11 protein-coding genes are annotated in these 18,524 nt (G+C 64.3%); 8 read left to right on the top strand and 3 right to left on the bottom strand.

The features are described 5' to 3' along the window. Positions 1–112: 112 nt before the first annotated feature. Both BN3906_RS05875 and BN3906_RS14785 read right to left on the bottom strand, forming a co-directional pair. Positions 113–4,999, bottom strand: a complete 4,887-nt coding sequence (locus tag BN3906_RS05875) for a DEAD/DEAH box helicase (protein ID WP_187119895.1) — start codon at positions 4,997–4,999, stop codon at positions 113–115. Further along, a complete protein-coding gene (locus BN3906_RS14785) occupies positions 4,992–8,654 on the bottom strand; it encodes a hypothetical protein (protein WP_066585306.1) in 3,663 nt (1,220 codons plus the stop codon). The genes BN3906_RS05875 and BN3906_RS14785 overlap by 8 nt, the downstream gene beginning before the upstream one ends. Before the next feature lie 579 nt (positions 8,655–9,233). Here BN3906_RS14785 and BN3906_RS05865 point away from each other — a divergent pair. The 7 genes from BN3906_RS05865 to BN3906_RS05835 all read left to right on the top strand — a co-directional run bounded on the left by BN3906_RS05865 (position 9,234) and on the right by BN3906_RS05835 (position 16,275). Next, positions 9,234–10,916, top strand: coding sequence for a PucR family transcriptional regulator (locus BN3906_RS05865; RefSeq protein WP_066585303.1), 1,683 nt, complete (start codon positions 9,234–9,236; stop codon positions 10,914–10,916). 189 nt (positions 10,917–11,105) lie between these two features. Then, positions 11,106–12,422 (top strand): M20 family metallo-hydrolase, encoded by a 1,317-nt coding sequence (locus tag BN3906_RS05860; protein WP_066585301.1) that lies wholly within the window; start codon positions 11,106–11,108, stop codon positions 12,420–12,422. A 36-nt stretch (positions 12,423–12,458) separates the two neighbouring features. Next, positions 12,459–12,725: a DUF3311 domain-containing protein gene (locus BN3906_RS05855; protein ID WP_066585294.1), complete on the top strand. Its 267-nt coding sequence runs from the start codon at positions 12,459–12,461 to the stop codon at positions 12,723–12,725. After that, positions 12,722–14,215: a sodium:solute symporter family protein gene (locus BN3906_RS05850; protein WP_066585293.1), complete on the top strand. Its 1,494-nt coding sequence runs from the start codon at positions 12,722–12,724 to the stop codon at positions 14,213–14,215. Before BN3906_RS05855 ends, BN3906_RS05850 begins: the two co-directional genes overlap by 4 nt. A gap of 27 nt (positions 14,216–14,242) precedes the next feature. Next, on the top strand, positions 14,243–14,536 hold the full coding sequence (locus BN3906_RS05845; protein WP_066585292.1) for a hypothetical protein: 294 nt from the start codon (positions 14,243–14,245) through the stop codon (positions 14,534–14,536). Positions 14,537–14,696: 160 nt separating this feature from the next. Further along, positions 14,697–15,509 (top strand): LmeA family phospholipid-binding protein, encoded by an 813-nt coding sequence (locus BN3906_RS05840; RefSeq protein ID WP_261796860.1) that lies wholly within the window; start codon positions 14,697–14,699, stop codon positions 15,507–15,509. Positions 15,510–15,552: 43 nt separating this feature from the next. Then, complete coding sequence (locus BN3906_RS05835) at positions 15,553–16,275, top strand: heme-binding beta-barrel domain-containing protein (RefSeq protein ID WP_066586211.1); 723 nt, start codon at positions 15,553–15,555, stop codon at positions 16,273–16,275. A 3-nt stretch (positions 16,276–16,278) separates the two neighbouring features. Here the strand turns inward: BN3906_RS05835 and BN3906_RS05830 are convergent, their stop codons facing one another. Next, entirely contained in the window at positions 16,279–17,265 is a 987-nt protein-coding gene (locus BN3906_RS05830) for an aminodeoxychorismate lyase (RefSeq protein WP_066585285.1), read from the bottom strand. Positions 17,266–17,324: 59 nt separating this feature from the next. On the opposite strand from BN3906_RS05830, the gene ygfZ reads away from it, so the two are divergent. Then, positions 17,325–18,410 carry a CAF17-like 4Fe-4S cluster assembly/insertion protein YgfZ gene (gene ygfZ / locus BN3906_RS05825; protein WP_078057230.1) on the top strand — a complete coding sequence of 362 codons (1,086 nt, stop codon included), beginning with the start codon at positions 17,325–17,327 and terminating at the stop codon, positions 18,408–18,410. Positions 18,411–18,524 lie beyond the last annotated feature (114 nt).

Below are 18,524 nucleotides of genomic sequence, written 5' to 3'. Positions count from 1 at the left end.
AGGGATGGGAGTAGTCACTCTCGCACCATAGCGGTCCATCCGGACAAGGTCTCGTGACAATCGAACAGCCTACGGAGAGCCTTCGATCTGAAGTCACCACTCAGTTGACCGGCTACACAGAGACTGCGTTGACCACATTCAGCATGTGCTCCAGAAGCTCCTTCGCCGCGTCGCGTCGCAGGGACTCATGGAACCGCTGGTTACTGTATGAGCGCAGGCAGGCGTAGCAGGACGTGTCCTCCCCACATCCGCAGTATGAGACTCGGTGCAATGCAGCTCTCAGCACCTCGGGGAAGTTCTCCTGGATCTTCGTAGTGATGCCTGCGCCACCAGGGACCGCATCGAACAGGACCATCGTTGGTCGGCCGTCGTACATCGCCAGGGTGCCACCCAGGTCGTCCCGATCGATCTGCAGCGTCTCCGAGGCTGCCTCCAACACGGCGTACAGGGCACTGCGCCACTGGTTCCGGTCACCGCTCGGGAACAACGGAGCCGCGATCGTGGCGATATCCGTCTCATAGGTGTGCGCCAGCGACCGGCGTTCCAGGTGGTGCATGGTGCATTCGTTGCCCGTGCGCGGATTGATGTGGCTCTTCGGGAACTGCCGTTGATCCGAGGCGAAGCCACATGCCGAGCAGTACGTGTAGCCCAGATATGTGCTTCCGGAGTTCAGCGCACCCATCGTCGTCCGGGCCCAGGCAGAGACCTGCACTGTCGGTGTGGACTCACTGGTCGCGTCATCGTCCGTAGCATTCGGCGGATAGACCGTGGTCTGCATCTCCTCACCGAACTCCTGGACAAATTCGGTCCGGCTCCACACCCTCTCCGGGGGCGTCGTTCCCACCCGGGACGACTTTTGCTTCGCCACGAACCCGAACTGCGGGATCACGAACTGCTGGGCCTTGGCCGAGTCCAGGGGCTCAGCACAGCGGGAGCAGGTCACCATCTCACCAAACTCCACCTTGCTAGTCTCCACATGATCGCAGTGGGGGCACAAGATCCAGTACGACGTCTGCAGATCCTTGCCTGGGACTACGCGGAGCCCGGCAGATTCCCAGAGCTGGCCACCCGCGACGACCTGGGCTCCCGGGGCGTAATCAGTGATGGCCATGAGCAGGTCACGCTGGAGCTGAATCTTCTTGCCCTCCGGGGAGAGCGATGTGCTCAGATCCACCGTGTCCACCGGGAACCCGTACTTCGGCAAGAGATTGTGTTTGGCGAGAAAGCTCAGCAACTGCTCGGTCTCAAGTGTCTTCATCGTGCGCTGGATCTGTGCTGCCCGACTGAAGTGCTTCTTTTTCGAAGCCTCTGATTCCTGTTCCTCCAGCAGCGCAAAATCATCACTGACAGTTGCCGCAACCTTCTCGAGCAATTCAGTGTAGTTCTGTGCCCACCTGCCATCATCCAACCCGACCAGTTCATGCATCGCGGGCGGGAGGATCCGGTGCAGGGCCGCCATAACGTTCTTCGGAACATCCGTGAGGTACTCCACGAGAGCCGGGTAGCCGGGGAGGTTCCCATTGCTTTCGCGGAAGAACTCGCCGACGGTTCTCCAGGTACGACCAGCATCATTCTGTCGGCGCAGGAAGTCCGCAAAGGCGACCGAGTAAGCGTGCCGGGTATCGATGCGGTCGTTCTCGATGTGAATGAACGGTGCCGCCATCTCACCGTCGATCATGGAGACCGGGTTCTGGTACACGGACATATCGTGCGCCGCACGCTTGGCGAACGTGAGGACGAAGGCCGCGGAACCGGTCCGCCGGCCGGCGCGTCCAGCCCGCTGTACATAGTTCGCCGTCCGCGGCGGAACATTACGCAGCACCACGGACTGCAGGTCACCAACGTCCACGCCGAGTTCGAAGGTTGTCGAACAGCTCAAGACGTTGATGCGTCCATCGACGAACTCCCGCTGGATATCGCCGGCCGCCACCGGCGTCCACTGTGCCGTGTGCTCCTTCGCCGTCAGTGGCAGCAGCTCCATATCGTGGGCGAGGACGCGGTAGTGGTTCTTCGCCACGAGCGGATCCTGCGGATCCACCGCGTCCAGGTGCCCGGGGCACCAGCCGTTCGGGCAGAGCTCCATCACGTTGAAAGCGGTCAGCGTCTGGCAAGTGTCGCAGCGGTACCAGGATGCGGTCTCGCCAGGCCGGACGATGAGCTGCTGAGCATCCACGGCGAATCGGTCCATATGGTTGGTGTTCTCAACACGGAGAATCTCCGCGGTCTGGAGCCGCTCCCACACCAGTTTCATGAGCTGTTCAATGAACTGATCTGGACGGCTGATGTTTTGTCCCGCCTGGCTGATCACCTTGGTGAAGAAGCCCTGTCGGTTGTTCGTCCGATTGCCCTTCGCCTTCCAGGAGAAGGTCTTCGTCAGCTGGTTGCGTCCTCCGTCATAGGTGATGGTCTGCTGGCCGGTCCGCGGCGCGAAACGTTCATCGTTGAAGTTCACCGGAATGTCCTTGGGCGGCATGATCGCACCCTTGTGCCGAACATCCTGCACCAGCAGATTGAGGAAGTCTCGCGCGGTCTGTTCATCGGCACTGCCCAGGAACTTCTTCAGCTGAGGGACGATCTCCATCCGGTCCAGCGCTTCGGGACGCACCTCGATCTTCGCCAAGCCCAGCCCTTCGGTAGCCAGTCGACGCGTGGTGGACGCCATATCGTAGAACACCCAGGGACCCGCGGTTTCCCGCAGCTGCCGGGGACTGGCAGTCTTCGCCAACACACCATTGCGCTGGGCAACTTCACCGGCCCGCTTGACCCACTGACGAATCGGACCTCCGGCTGCGAACTCTTCATCTGTCAGTGCTTCGACGAGGATGCGCCGTTCCAGCAGTCCACCGTAGGAGGACTCCAGATATGGTGCCGCGAACGCCGCAGCCTGACGCGAGTCCGAGAAGGTGAGCAGCTTGCGTCCACCACCGACAAGATCCAGTTCCTCGGGCTTATCGGAGGGCGGCAGCAGCTGATACAGCGAGGTCGTCAGCACCGCCGGCGCAGCGTTAACGTCCGTCATCAGGCGACGGATGAGGTGCACACTCCGGCCACCGCAGACCGCGCAGGTTTGCTGCTTGTTCTTTGCCATGTACTCGAGGACACGCACGGTCAGTAGATCATGACTACCGCAGTGCACACAGGAGTCTGCCGTGACATCTGAGTTCAGCTCACCGCATCCCATGCACAGTGCAGTGAGTACCGGCTTCCCGTTGCTTTTCTCCTCGCCCTGGTTCGTCTCGTCCTCATCCTCATCGAGGACGGCGTCCTTGTCCTGGTCGGTGAGCACAACCCAGCGCTGGGCACGTTCGGCATCCGCGGCCTTCTCGATGGGGAGGAAGGTCCAATCTTCGACCGCACCACCGAGGTGCACCGCGCCACACTTGGTGCAGGTACCGAGCTCATACATCGGGCGTTCCGGATCGGAGCCCGGAATATGCGTCTGCCGGTCCAAAGAGATCACCGGCGTCATTCCCTCGCGGAAGCCGAGGAAGGCGCCTTCTGTGGACCGCACGAAGAAGTGGTAGCGTGCCGCAAGCACGGGGACGCCACTTGCCGAGGTCTCCACACTGCCGATCTGCACCAACTGGTGGACGCGGTGCATCGCGGCGTCCTGATCAAGCTCCGGCCACAGCGCGGCACCGGCATCGGCAATGGAAGTGCTGTGCTCGGCGAGCTCCTCACGCAGCGCAACGATGTGCTGCTCCTCGGACAGCACGCCATAACGCTGCTGGCGGTCCGTGCTGCTCCCACCACGGCGGTGCACCTCCTCGGTGAGCGCGTCTGTAAGGACCTGGACGCCGGCGTCCCCGGCGCCATCGAACAAGGTCGGGTTTAACGCCCAGGTGGGCTCGTGCGGACGCTCCTCCTTGGTGGCGCGGACGAGGTCCTGACGGGACGGATCATCCGTCACGAACTCGAACGGCTCACCGAAGATATCGGAGCCGAAGTCCATGATCTGCTGCTCGGTGCCCTCCAGGGACGCGGACGTGGCGATGCACTGCAGCGGCTGCTCACGCACCACACGGTCCTTGAGTCGACGCAGCAGCATACCGATCTCGGTGCCCTGGGCACCGGCGTAGACGTGGGCCTCATCCATGATGATGAAGCGCCAGCTATCAGCCTGATCACCGTCAAAGAGCGTGGTGTCGGTTGGCCGCAGCAACAGGTACTCCAGCATTGCGTAGTTCGTTAGCAGGATGTTCGGAGGCGTCTGCTGCATCTGCTCTCGACTGATGAGCTCATTGGGCAGTGGACGAGCCTTCTGCCCGTTAACTTCCCGGTAGAGGGTGAGTGCGTCCTTTTGCGTCTGCTTTGTTTCACCGGTGTAGCGGCCAAAGGTGATCTCGGGGGTGTTCACCAGCAACTGTCGCAGCCGCTTGACCTGGTCATTAGCCAGGGCATTCATCGGGTACAGCAGCAGCGCCCGAACACCCGGCCCCAGCTCGCCGGCCTCCTTCTGCCGGAACAGTTCATTGAGCACTGGAATGAGGAAGCTCTCTGTCTTACCCGAGCCCGTACCGGTAGAGACAATGAGGTTCCGTCCGGACGCCACCTTATGCAGAGCCTGTTCCTGATGCTGGTAGAGCGGTCGATCCAACGGGATGGCCGAGTCCAACTGGGTGAAGGACTCCTGCAGCACACCCTGGTCAATCAGCGTCTGCGGGCTGTTGCCCGGAGCATACGGCGGGGTGAGCTGGAGAATCGGTCCCGTCGTCAGGCTCTCCGCCGTATCCACCGCGGTAAAGAAAGCCTCCGAGATCAGGGAGTTGGACGGCCGTAGCATCGTCTTCAGATACCGCCGGTAGTCCTGGCTGATGTGCTCGGCGGCAGCGATGGGGTCCACGGTACGGCGTCCGGCCGACCGCGCGTCCTGCTGTAGCTGGTCGGCACTATTCGGTGCAGCAACAGGAGCGGTGGAGGACGCAGGACCGAAGAAGTCCTCGAAGTCCGAGAAGTCCGGGGAATCCAGGGTGAGGTCGTTGGTGCGGTCGTCAGACATGGGAGGCCTTTCGGTAAGTAGCGGTAGTGGCGGCCAGGGCTGCAGCTTCTGCGGTGACCAGGTCAAAAGCGGTGAGGGTGGGAAGATGACGGGCCAGCAGTGCCCAACTGGGAGTGAGTGTGGTGAACTCCGGGATGGGACGCACGATGCCCTGGGCGATGCCGCGGGCGAGGAAACTGAAGACGAAGGACACCAGTGGCGCACGGAGCCATTCGTCATCGGCGTGATGGATCTCGCTATTCGGAAGTTCACTGAGCGCAGCGATGGTCTGCCGCAACTCCGGATCCTCGAAGGTCTTGAAGAGAAGATCGGCCCATTGTTCTGCGCGTCGGTACATCTCGGGAAGTTCCCAGATTGTGTTGACGGCACTGCGGTGCCGGACTAGTTCAGCCTGTGCGGCGGCTCGAGAGTCTATGCTAATGAACCCGGATGAGAGGCCGTTGGGATCATCTCCCCGTGCGATCATGGAAAGGAACTGTTCAGTGCCGTTGTTCCGAAGGAGCTGAAGTGCAGGACGTTTCAACGCTGCATCGCGGGTAGTGGAACATCCGTGACCGATGCCATTGAACTGCAACCAGAGGTCATGACCACCCGTGGTCTTCAAATAGTCGCGGGATTCATTGATCTCGTCATCGTCCTCGTAACCAACTACCCGGTTGGCGAGGTCCAGCGAGAAGACATCATTCATCTCCTGGATAAGGCCTATCCATGGCTCACGGTGGATATCTCCGGCGGTAATTACTGTGCCGAAGGACGCCAGCGTCAGACGGGAGCGCACGAAAGCCTCAACCTGGCGATCGGCGGGAACTCCGGACTCATTGAGTTCGGTCAGGGAAGTCCGCGGATCGTGGTTCAGGTAAGTGCGCGTGGCAATGTCGAAGTCACCCAGCCGTCTGTTGATGTGCGGGGGTGCAGCATCCAGAACGGCGTTGAAGCGATCACGTGCTGTCCAGACATCCTGCAGCTCATTGCTCAGTAGAATCCGGTCGTCGGCGGTATCGAACATCCACCGCTGGGGGTTTCGCGGTGCATCGGGCGCCTGGTACTCAGCCTGGTCAACAACGATGGCCTTCGGCGTGGGAAGATCACCGGCCCACCCGTTGAACAGCATGTCCATGTTGTTCTCCCGGGCTTCGATGATCAGCGGGCCGGCATCCACCAGAGCATCGGGGAGCGTGCCAGTGGTCCCATTCATCGGGATCTCGATGGCGTCCGCCAGCGGTGCGGTCACCTGCCATGCGCGGACCACCAGATCATCATCAATGTGCCGGCCCAGGGTGAGCTTCAGACGCGTCCCGGTGATGGTGGCATCCGTGAGCAGCGGGTTCTTCGTCACCCGAAAGATCTGGGACAGTGGGGCGGCGGGGCGCGGATCCTGGAAGCCCTTCTTCTTGCTGTAGAACTCGCGGCGAAGTCGGGGGTTATCCTTCGCAGCATCGACGAACTGCTTGACGGTCTGAGGCTGCCACGCCACCAGGATGCGATAGTCCGCGTCTGTCGTCATGGCGGAGGTCAGCTCCAGCGCAGGGCAGGACCATTCCCGCCCGTTCTTGGCGGATTCCGGAGTGATGGTCTGCAGCAGGCCGGCGGCGCTCTTCTTCTGTTCATCGACGGGCACGACCATGAGCGTGACCTCATACACCGGCACCGGGAAGCGGAGCCGGAACAGCTCTGTATCGCTGAGCTCGTCGGCGTCAATCTGCTGGTACGCACCCACCCACTGCGGCATTTCGCCGGCCTTGGGCAGCAGGTACTGGAGCTGCGGCACCTGGGGTGTGACCGCGAGTATGGCATCAGGATCTGTTGTGCTGCTGATGGTGTAGCTGCTAGCGCTCTGGTGCCGGCGCACCTCTTGCGGGTAGCTCAGATGTGAGTGTGCGGGTGCACTGAACTCGATAAAGGCAGGGGAGAGGACGTTCCTATCCTTCTCCAACCGCAGGAACTGGAATTCTCCCCGGCTATGTGTGCTGCCGAAGCTGATCTTCGCGGATAGGCCCTCGGCCATGTTAAATGTGCGCCTGTCACGTGCTCTACCGTTTTTGCATAGTTCGACGGTGTAGTGGCCAACCCACGGGTCCCCGGGAATCGTGGGAAAAAGCTCCATCGGTTCACCTTTGATGATGTCAGCGTCCACATCGAACTCCAGCAAGCTGCCGTCCGCATTAGTTCGTGTCCAGGTCAGCGTCCAGGCCGCGGTGTCCATCGGTAGCGTGATAAGTGGGGACGAGGTAAAGACTGGCCGGTTGTCCGGGCCCACGAGGTTCCTCAGAACGCCCTCGCCGTCATCCCATATCGGACTGGACTCTCGGTTGGCCTTGTAGCGCTGGAAGAAGGAACCCTTCCGCACATCGACAGATTTCGCGTCCGCCACATAGAAACAGCGCAGACTCCAGCTAGGCCATCCGACGATGGCGCCCTTCTTATGATCGGTAACGTTGGTCGTAACCCCGTCATGAACGGCGGCTAGGACTTCGGTGCCTTTGAAGCTCTCCTGGTCACGGCGCAGGTGACCGTTGGGACGCAGGAGAATAATCGGACGCTTGTTGCTGACACCCAGCTCATGGGTGTGTCCATCCGGGCCAGTCACCTGCAATGTGGTGAAAATCGAGGTCAGAGGGACACGGCGCTCCTCGAAACCACCGTAGGATACATTCGGAGCCTGGGCGACAGCTGCCGATCCCTCAGGGCTCTGCACGGTCCACTGGCAGGTGCGTCCTGACCAGCGATGTTCGGGGAAGACCAGCTCAAACTGCAGGTCTTCCTGGTTGAGTTGGAGATAGGGCACAGGCAGCGCGGCTGTCTCAGGCGCGACTGTGTCATCGGCACCCTCGGAGACGTCCTCGCCGGAAAAAAGTGATACCAGCCGGGAAAAGGTTGGCTCGGGCAGACCGTTCGTTCCCTCGAAGGTGCCCTCGTCAGCGGGCCATCCACCGTATTCGGCGGAGTACTGCTGCAGTTCATAGATTCGGGCGAAGATGTCTGCGGCGCGTTCCGGCAGAACTCGGGCGAGAGAGATCAGTGAGATCTTGGCCGCGGTGCCATTCACTAATTCACGCTGCATCTGCCGACCGACGGCCTCTGCATCACCACCGGTAGCGCCTGCCAGGTGAATGCACTCGAGGTGCTCGAGGAGGTCTGCCAGGTCCTGGTTCGGGATCCCCGCATGCAGGGTGATCGTGCCAACGTACTGTTGACTTCCCAGGTCAGCGTCAACGAAGTTGCTGAGGTTCAGCTTGCTCAGAAGATTAGGGATGATCGGGCGTAGGAGGCCTCCGGCATCTTCCCCTTCGGCGAAGTGGAGCCGAGTGGCGTAGGACTCCCAGAAACTGTCCCCGCGAGACAGTAGCGCAGTGCCGACGAGGGTGCTCAGGGTGATGAGGGGATAGCTATCGAAGACCTGGGTCGCCTGCTCCTGGCGCGCTGTGATTCCGCGGAGCGCCGTGGCGAGGATGTCGGTGAGATAGGTGTAGTCCGCTGTCTCCAGTCCCAGATCGGTGAAGAGCACCGCCCTGTCTTCGGGCGTGCTCTCTTGAACCTTGCGGAGTGCCTCCCAGAGGATCATGTCCGCGGCCTGCAACCGTTCCCTATGGGTGCCAGCGCCTTCACGTGCGGCGATGCGCTCACTGATCGTTGCCGCGTGGCGGGTGTTCGACATGTTGCTCCTTCACATGTGCTGTACAGGAAGGCATGTTAGGTGACGCTCGCGACAGTTACTGGACACCATGAACGAACATTCGAAAATGGGGGTAGTGCGAGACGGGCGAGAAAACGAAGAATAGTGTTACAGCTTCCTTAGGTTCGTTCTTATGGATAGGCGCCTGAGCCCGTTGTATCTCAGGGATTGTTCACTCTGATGTTTCGCACGGTGGGATTGGGTGACGCTCATGGGGATCGCCCATCGCGATTCATAGCGAACACCCGCTGTCGTCGGCATTCTGCGGTCGGCAACTGTATTCCAGGGCAGGGCCGGCCGCTACGGCCTGTGAAGCGCCAGGTCTTCCTGATTTGGCTGTTTTACCCTCGAACATAGATCGCGCGTATTCACTGTCTACAGAACGTGACGCGGTCCACAGTTCCGTCTGGTGTGATCAGGCAATGACCGTGTTCGAACGTGTTCGTACAGACCTCGGATTCCACCCCCGAATTAGTGGGGCGCTCCGGGGGACGGGAGGCCGGCGCTGCAGCTGGACAGTCTGTCACTGTTTCGCAACAATCCTCCGGCAGGATGGGCCGGATGAACGCCCCGACCATCTCTCCTCTGACCATCGCCGATATTCTCGCCCTGCCTGAGGCAGCATCGGGAGCTCCCAGGGTGCTCACCGGTGAAGCTCTGCTCAGCAGACCGGTCCGGTGGATCCACGTCGCAGAACAGGCCTCTTCCGCGCGACTCCTCGACGGAGGAGAACTGCTGCTCACCACAGGTGTCGGGTGGCCGGCGGGTGCCCGGGAACGCAGCAGGTTCGTGGCGAACTGTGCGGCCAGCGGGGCTGTGGGACTCGCGGTGGAACTGGGAGGAACGTGGGACCGGGTTCCCGGTGACGTCATCGACGCGTCCAGGCGGTACGGCCTGCCGTTGATCGTGTTCACCACCGAGATCCGGTTCGCCCGTCTCACCCGGGAGGTCCATGAGACCATTGTCAGGGACCATCTCACCGCAGTTGAGGCGACAGCCGAGGTCGCCGACACCTTCACCCGCATGATCCACAACGGGGCCGCGACCGGGCAACTCGTCACCGCGGCGTCCCGGCTCCTCGGTTGTCCGGTGGTCCTGGAAGATGTCGGCCACCGTGTTGTCGTCGCGGAGGAGGCGGGTCTCGGCCTCGGTGAACTGCTCGACGGCTGGTCCGGGCGCTCCGCCGAGATCGTCCGTCCCCCGGGGGCCCGGGATGACCGCTCGTACACCTGTACCGTCCGTGACGGGGAGTTCTGGACCGTCGCGCCGGTCCACGTCCGGGGACGCAACTGGGGCAGACTGCTTGCCTACGGAAGTTCGGGGCACCCCGCGGGAGTTGCCCGTGTCCTCGGACAGGCCGCTGTCGCGCTCGCCATCGACAGGCTCAGTTCCGCCGAGACCTCCGGATGGTCGGATCTGGTCCGCACGGCCGCCATGGCCCGCCTGCTCAACCTGCCCTCGTCGACCACGGAAGACACCCGGGCAGCGCTCACTGCCAGCGGCTTCCCGGTGGAAGGACGTCAACTGACCGGACTCGAGATCGAGATCGGCGGGAAAGTGCCCGATGCCGCGGCGGTCGCCGACGCGATCCGGGGAGGAGTCACCGGTGCGAGGGTTCTCGCCGCCCGCTCCGACACCGGTACGGGTGTGACCGCCGCTGTGTCCGCAGCCTCCGGTACCGGCACCGACGTCCTCGACGGGGAACTGCGCGACGCACTCGCACCCTTCGCCGTCGGTACAGGCCCCACCGGTGATCCGGTCCGCCTACGGATCATCCGGGGGCCGTCGGCGCAGGACCTGCCCTCACTGCTGTCGTCGATCAGGAGGGCACAGGCCTATGCCGCCGAAACACCCCACTGGTGGTGGACGGTCAGCAGGGACCCCGGCGTGCCCGAGCTGGTCCATGTCGAGGCGGATTCCCTGGCCCCGGTCCTGGGGGTCCTCGCCGACGACGTGCGCGTCCAGGCTTTCGCCGAAGAGACACTCGGACCGGTGCTCCGGTACGACGCACGCAACGGCACCGATCTCCTCGACGTCCTGCGCACCGTCGTGCAGTACCCGCAGTCGCGTGCCAGGGCAGCCAAGGCGGTGCACCTGTCCCGCACCTCCTTCTACAACCGTCTGGCGACCCTCGAACGGCTGCTCGGAGCTGATCTCGCAGACGGCGACAGTCTGTTCAGGATCGGTCTCGCACTACGTTCACGGGGAACCCGGCTGTCGGGCAGTGACGCCGATCTCCGTTGAAAGTGCAGGTCTTCACATCGGACCTGCCGTGAATCCCGCCCGAAACCCTCCCACAACGCCCGGGTAACAAATGGACAGACCGTCCGGCAGAGCCGGCCTTTCGGAGCGAAATGCACCTCTGTGACCACCGGGTGGGCGTCCAGTCTGAACAGGTAAAGAATCTCACTCCCCGAGAAAGAAGACCTGCCCATGACTACTGCAGTGCAGTTCGCGCCGTCGACCCGTACCGCCGACGTCACCGACGAAGACTTCCTCGCCGACTTCCACCACACCACCGTCTACGGGGCCACAGAGGCCGGTGGCATCGACCGCCAGGCCGGTACCCCCGAACACGGTGCCGTGCGTGCATGGTTCCGGGAACGTGCGGCCGCTCTCGGCATGACCGTCACCGTCGACGGTATCGGCAACCAGTACGCCACCTTCACCTGGATCGACGACGAACCCGGCGTCCTCATCGGTTCACATCTCGACAGTCAGCCGCTCGGCGGCCGCTTCGACGGAACCTACGGCGTCATCGCCGCACTTCACGCCGCAGCACGCGTCAACGACGAGGTCCGGGCCGGACGCCTGACCCCGACACACAATCTCACCGTCGTCGACTGGTTCAACGAGGAAGGTGCACGCTTCGCCCCCTCGATCATGGGCAGCTCCGTGATGGTAGGCCTGCTGGACAGGGAGAAGGCGCTCGCCACCACCGACCCGGCAGGTGTGACCGTGAAAGAGGCCCTGGAATCCATCGACTGTCTCGGCACCGACCCCGCGCCGGAGATCGCGGCCTACGCCGAGATCCACATTGAGCAGGGGCGCATCCTCGAACGGGAACAGACCACGGTCGGGGCGGTCACCCAGAGCTGGTACACCCAGAAACTGCTTGTCGCAGTGAGAGGCGAACAGTCCCACACCGGGGCGACGATCATGTCCGACCGGCACGACGCCCTCGTCGCCGCGTCCAGGATCGTCCTGTTCACCGAGGACGTCGTCGAGAACTTCGAACCCGAGAAGATCGTCACCTCCGTCGGCCAGTTCACCGTCCACCCGAACTCGCCGATCGTCGTTCCCCGTGAAGTGGACCTGGTCATAGACCTGCGGGCCTCGAAGAAACAGGACGTCCTCGACGCCCGCGACATCCTCCGCAGACAGATCGCCGACCTTGCCGTCGAACGCGGCATCCGGATCGACGTGGAGGACTACGACATCCGGGATATCCAGCACTACCCGGTCGACGGGGTGGAACTGACCGAGAAGGCGGCCGCGGACGCCGGGGTCAGCTGCATGCGCATCGAAACCATGGCAGGTCACGATTCCGTGGCTGTCAACCGCATCGCCCCGTCCGTGATGGTCTTCATCCCCTCCGTCGACGGTGTCTCCCACTGCGAACGTGAGTTCTCCACCGACGCCGACATGGTCGCCGGCGTCACCGCATTCACCCAGATCGTCCGACGCCTGGTCACCGGCGCCCTGGACGGGACAACCCCCGGCGAGCCGTTCGCCGGATCCGACGTCTGACCACAACACCCCGACTCCGAGAGGACCTGATATCCCGTGCACCTGACCCCCTGGCACTCACTACTTCTCATTCCCGTCATCGCACTGGTGGGAACCCCGCTCTACCCCTTCGTCAACTCCGGGGCCGTCGTCCTCGGCCTCCCGGTGATGATGCTCTGGGTCGCCGGCTGGGGTGTCGCCACCACCCTCATCCTCGCACTTCTCTACCGGCACGAACCCGAACTCGCCGACCCCGCTGATGACGCTGCTGACGACGCAGACGCCGCAGTGACCGGTCGCTCCCGCGGGGAGGTCGCAGCATGATCGTCGCAGCTGTCATCGGTATCCTCCTCGTCACCGTCCTCGCCGCCATGGGACGGCGGCAGTCCCTGGACACCCACACCGGATGGTCCATCGGTAACCGGGGCATGAGCAGCCTGACCACGTTCTTCCTCCAGGCGGGCGCCATCTTCACCAGCTTCACCTTCCTGGGGATGTCGGGCCTCACCGTTCTCGGCGGAGTCTCCGCGACATACATGCCCGCCTACCTGGTCCTCGGGTACATCGGCATGTTCCTCATCGGCCCCGTCGTCTGGAAACTGGGGAAGGTCTTCAGCTACCACACCAACGCAGACATGGTCGGACACCAGTTCCGCAGCCCACTGCTCGGCAAACTTGTCGCCCTGGTCTCCGTCATCTTCTTCGTCCCGATCGTCCAGGTCCAGATCGTGGGCCTCGGAACCATGGTGTCCTTCGCCACCGGACAGAAGTCCGCCGGTAACGCCTCCATGATCGTCGCCACCGTCCTCATCCTCCTCTTCGTCGGCTACGCAGGCCTGCGCGGTGTCGCCTCCGCGGCGTACTTCAAGGACGTGGCCATGGTCGTGGCACTCCTGGTCATCCTGTTCGGAGTGCTCGTCAGGTACTCGGGCGAATGGGGCCTCGACGGCGTCATGTCCGAGGCCGGTGACATGCTCACGGTGGACCCGGGCTCCCAGACCTACGGAATCATCTGGTTCGTCACCAGTGTCATCGTCAGCGGTATCGGCCTCGGCGGTATGACACTGCCGGAGAGCTGGCCGGCGGTGCTGTCCGCCAACGGCTCCCGTGCCGTGTCCAAGAACCATGTCATGCTGCCCCTGTACACCCTGGCCACATTCGTGCCGATCATCATCGGCTTCTACGCCGCCACCCACCTGGAGGTCGGCAAGGGGGAGGAAAACTCCGCCATCCTCACCATCGCCCAGGATTCCCTGCCCGGTTGGATGATGGGAGCCGTCCTCATCGCCGGTATCTCCTGTGCGATCGTTCCCGCGGCACACTGTGTCCTCTCGATCGCCACCCTCGTTTCCTCGAACCTCACCCCGGCCGGAACGACCGACGGACGACGCCTCATGGTCGGCAAGATCTCTGCAGGTGTCATCCTGCTCGCTTCCCTGTGGCTCTCGCTGACCCGGCCGGATCTCATGGCCAACCTCTACCTGCTGACCTACGCAGGGCTGGCCCAGCTCGCTCCGGCGAACATCCTGTCCTGTACCCGGTCCACGCTCATCAACGCCAGGGGCCTCATCGCAGGCCTCGTCGTCGGTGAGGTGATCGTCATCGCCTACACCATCGCCGGTACCAACCTCTGGGGTGTGAACAACGGTGTCACCGGCCTTGTCGCCAACCTCGTCGTCATGGTTGCCGTCTCCCTGGCCACCGGCAGGGCAGAGCGTCCCAGGTTCCCGGACATGCCCACCCGACGTGCCTCCGTCCCGGCCCCGACCGACGTCAGCCCCGGCGCCGGCGGTCATGTTCCCGCCGAAGTCTGATCTTTCCGACCCTGAGGAGAATCTCCTGTGACAGACACTGTCCACACATCAAACCCTGCCGGCCTGAATCCTGCCGGCCTGAATCCTGCCGTGGCCTCGTCAACCGCCTCGGCGACAGAACTCCTGGCGGACTTTGCGGCAGGACGCCGGCTCCCCTCCGAAGTGGTCGCCGAATCCCTTGCCCGCATCGCCGCCACCGCACCGGAGATCAACGCGGTCACCGGGATCCTCGCCACGGACCCGGACCAGGTCGCAGCCGTCGCCGCGGCGGACGCGTACTGGCGCGGACCTGTCCCTTATCCCCCTCTCCCTTCTCACTAGATACAGGATGCCCGGCGGTCTGGATCTCTGCTGCCATGTGTTCTTCTTAGGGCTGTGGACCCCGCCTATGTCCGCCGGCGGGTTACCTGTGTCTTCTACTCCTCCCGATGTGTAGAAGAGACAGCCTCGTCGGCTCCGCCGCATCCTCGTCACCGCTCTGGTGACCGTCCTGACCCTGCTGACCGTCGCCGTCGTCTCAGACAGCATCGTTGCGGCGAAAGTGGAGAGGTCGGTCTCCCAGAGGCTCTGGAAGGAGTCCAACCTCGCCACGCCACCGTCCGTGCAGGTCTCGGGAATGCCCTTCGTCTCCTCTCTGCTCACCCATGTCCTGCCGTCAGTGTCGGTGGACGCCAGAGATGTCGAAGTACCGGGTTTCGCCCGGGTCTCAGTCACCTCCTCGGCCCAGAAAGTCACCCTGACCAGGGAAGAGATTCTGTCCGGCAGTTTCACCGACGCACCGGCGAGAAAGGTGTTCACCCGCCTCCAGCTCGACGCCGTCGCCCTCGGAGAGCTGCTCGCCGCCGACGACGGCCGCAGCGGGATGGACGACCTGCACATCCAGGGCGTCGAGGACATCTCCCCCGCCGGAGGGTGGGAGACCGAGGCCCAGTTCACCGCAACCCCCGGTGACATCCCCGGCGTCACCGGACCGGTGAAAGTCGACATGCGCCTGAGGGTCTGGGAGGGCGACGTACGCATCCTCCCGACAAAGATCGTCTCCGTCGACGGGGACAGGTCCCGTGGCGACGGTGGTTCACGGGCGCCGGACCCGCAGACCCGTGACCAGATCATGGAGGCGTTCACCCTCGAGCTTCCGGGAGAGTCACTTCCCATGCACTCCCGCCCCGGACGGGTGTACGTCAACGGTGGAGCGCTCTACATCGAGACGGAGCAGAACTTCACCAGGGTCAGTCTCTCGGACCTGGCGCCCGTGTCCGCTCCGCTGGCGGAGGACGACCGCGCCGGACTGTGAGTGACCGGGATACCGGCGGAACCCGGTACGTATGCTGGACACCATGACTGACTCTCCCACCGGCTCCACCGCCGACTCTCCCACCGGCTCGACCACCGTCGACGGCAACGAGGCTGTCGCCCGCGCCGCAGAACAGGCCCGGACCACGGCGTCCCGTAACATTCCGACCCTCGGCGGCCTCCCTGTGGCCGAGGACACCGCCAACCTCCGCCAGGGCCCGGACCTTCACGAGGGCCTCCTCGCACTGCTCCCGCTCATCGGCGTGTGGCGCGGCGAGGGAAACGCCGCTCCCACGGACGGCTCCGAACCCTACGCTTTCGGCCAGCAGCTCGTCTTCGCCCACGACGGGGAGAACTACATCAGCTTCTCCTCCCGGATCTGGCGCCTCGACGACAAGGGGCAGGCAGTCGGCCAGGACAGGCGGGAGACCGGCTTTCTGCGGATCGACCTGAAAGACAACATCGAGTTCGTCACCGCGCACAGTGACGGTGCCGTGGAGATCATGTACGGTCGCCCGCTCACCGAGCGTTCCTGGCAGATGGAAAGTGCGTCGACGATGGTCACCGAGACCGGGCCGGCTTCCCTGGGCCCGGGCCGGCGACTCTACGGGCTCATGCCGAACAACCACCTCGGATGGGTGGATGAACGTCTCGCGCGACCGGTGGGCGGGACGGGGGAAGGATCCGGTGCCGGTGGGGACGCCGGCGCAGACGCCCCCGCCCTCACCCCGTGGATGTCCGCGGAACTCACCCGTGTGATGGGCTGAGGTTCAGCGCCCCTCCGCCGCCCCCGTCGCAAGTTCCTCGATCTCGTCCGCGCAGGTCGGTCGGGGCAGCGGGGTGCCGTCGAGTTCGGTCACCCGGGCGTACCTGCGCACCGATGACAGGAGCCACACCCCGTCTGCGTCCAGCAGGTCGGCGACGGTCAGGGGCTCCTCGCGGCACTCCCACCCGGACGCACCCGCCAGTCGGAACATCGCCGCCTGGGTGGTGCCGGGCAGGACGCCGACCTCGTGGAGGGGGGTGAGGATCTCCCGGACACTGTCGCCGCCGTCGCCGCGCCTGTCCCGCACGGCGATCACCGAGGAGGTGGGCCCCTCCAGCACCCGGTCGTCCCCTGCTGCGGTGCCCACGCCCTCGCCGGTGAAGATCACGTCGTCGAGGCCGTGGGCCCGGGCGTAACGCAGGGCCGCCATGTTCGCCGCATAGGACAGGGTCTTGGCGCCGACGAGCGCCCAGGGCGCGGCGTCGTGCCCGATGTGCAGGCTGTAGCCCCGGTGGGCCGTCATCACGCGGACGCCGCGGTCACGGTCGCGGGCGACCGCGGGAGATTCAGGGGCGACGGAGACCCAGCCCGTGGGTATTCCGGTGGTCTCCCGGCCACGGGAGTACATCCACCGCAGGGAACCGTCCTGCCCACCGAGGGCCGCCCACCGTTTCAGTGCGAGGTCTGTGGCCGCGTGCCAGCGGGCGGTGTCCGGGTCGGGCAGGTCGAGCATCCGGGAACTGTTCCGGAACCGGGCGGTGTGCCGGTCCAGGTTCCGTACTGCCCCTCCCCTGACCATCAGGGTCTCGAAGACACCGTCACCGCGCACCGCCGCGAGGTCGTCGATGTACAGGACGGGGGCTGCGGCGTCGAGGACTGCGGGGTCGGCGTCCCCTGCGGGGTGTACGTCGACGACGACCCTGAGGTCGGCCCCGGAGGTGGCGGGAGCGGGTTTCCGGTGACGCCGGGCGCTCTGGTTCTCTTCGGTCATGTGGACATCCTAGGTCTGTGGCCGCCGCCCCTGTCCGCCGGTGGGTTACAGTGGACGGTGTGAGTGTCCCGGAAGTATCACCGATCGTGGCCCATGTTGCAGCGGCGAGCACCCGGGACGGTACGGGGGTCGAGTCGGTCACCGCACGTCATTACGGGGCTCCGCTGGTCGAGCAGTCCCGCGTGGACGAGGGTGCCACCGGTCTGGTCGACGGGTGGGACAGGGTGGCGCTGACAGTCACAGGTGCCGCGGCCAGGGGGTGGCTCAACGACTTCATCTCCCAGAAGATCGACGCAGCTGCTCCGGGCACGGCGACGGACGGGCTGCTGCTCGACGCCCGTGGCCGGATCGAGCAGGCGTTCGGTATCAGCGTGGTGACCCCTGACAACGTCGACGCGGAGCACAGCGGTGCGGGGGACGGTGACCCCGTGGTCGTGCTCGATGTCGCAGCGGACCGTGCGGACGACCTCGAGGGCTTCCTGCGCAGAATGGTGTTCTGGTCCGGGGTGGAGATCGACCGTCCGGCACTGGCCCGGCTCAGTGTGCTGCGCCCCGACGGGTTCCCCGGCACAGGTGCCGCCGGTACTTCCGGGGCACCGCATCCCCTGGCCGTTTTCTGGCGGACCCGTCAGACCTCCGGTATCCCGGTCACCGACCTGTGGGTGCCCCGGGAGAGGATCACCGGTGTGTGGGACGACCTCGTCTCGGCGGGTGCCGTACCGACCGGGGGAACGGCCGTGGATGCCTGGCGGCTGCGCGACCGGGTGCCGGTCCTCGGGGTTGACACGGACGAGCGGGTGATTCCCCACGAGGTTCCCGCCTTCATCGGGCCCGAATCCGGGGAGGCGACACGGCTCGCCGACGCCCAGGACGGTCCGACTTCGTCGAGTGTTCACCTGAACAAGGGGTGCTACCGGGGCCAGGAGACGGTCAGCCGGGTGCACAACCTCGGACAGCCGCCACGGCTGCTGGTCCTGCTGCAGCTCGACGGTTCCACCGGGACCCTTCCTGAAGTCGGGTCGTCTGTCACCGCCGGGGGCCGCACCGTGGGCAGGACAGGTGCCCCGGTCCACGACGCCGACTACGGGCCGGTGGTCCTCGCCCTGGTGAAGCGCTGTCTCTTATCGACAGCTAGACTCGTATAAGGCACAGGGGGTGGGCGCGCGGCCCCGGTCGGGGCAGGTCAGTCGAAGCGTCCGGAGGTGGAGTACTCCGTCTCCGTGTGGTCGGTGCAGTCGTCGATCGCCTGCGTGGCGGCG

This window comes from Corynebacterium provencense (assembly GCA_900049755.1).
Lineage (GTDB): Bacteria > Actinomycetota > Actinomycetes > Mycobacteriales > Mycobacteriaceae > Corynebacterium > Corynebacterium neomassiliense.
This window is presented reverse-complemented; position numbering and strand designations above follow the sequence as displayed.